Raw genomic sequence first — 591 nt, forward strand, 5'->3', positions numbered from 1 at the left:
TGGATGCGCCGGTTTGCGTCGGCTACCAGCACAACGACGCCTTCCCGGGCAGCCACCCGCTGTTTGCCGGTCCGCTGGGCTATAACGGCTCGAAAGCGGGGATGGAGCTGATCAGCGAGGCCGACGTGGTGCTGTGCCTCGGCACGCGTCTGAACCCGTTCTCGACCCTGCCGGGCTATGGCATCAACTACTGGCCCGCAGATGCGAAAATCATTCAGGTCGACATCAACCCTGACCGCATTGGCCTGACCAAAGCCGTCAGCGTCGGCATCGTCGGCGACGCGGCCAAGGTGGCGAATGGCATTCTGGCGCAGCTGAGCGGCACTGCCGGCGACGAAGGCCGTAAAGAGCGCAAGGAGCGCATCGCACAGAAGAAATCGGCCTGGGCGCAGGAACTGACCTCGATGACGCATGAGGACGACGATCCCGGCACCAGCTGGAACGAGCGTGCCCGTGCCGCCAAGCCCGACTGGATGAGCCCGCGCATGGCATGGCGCGCCATTCAGGCGGCGCTGCCGAAAGAGGCGATCATCAGCTCGGACATCGGCAACAACTGCGCCATCGGCAACGCCTATCCGTCATTCGAAGAGG

General features: G+C 64.3%; 1 pseudogene. It reads left to right on the forward strand.

The features are described from left to right. Positions 1-591, forward strand: a pseudogene (locus ACR0NA_RS21650) (sulfoacetaldehyde acetyltransferase); the annotation flags it as partial.

The sequence above is a fragment of the Ruegeria sp. C11 genome (genome assembly GCF_056537725.1).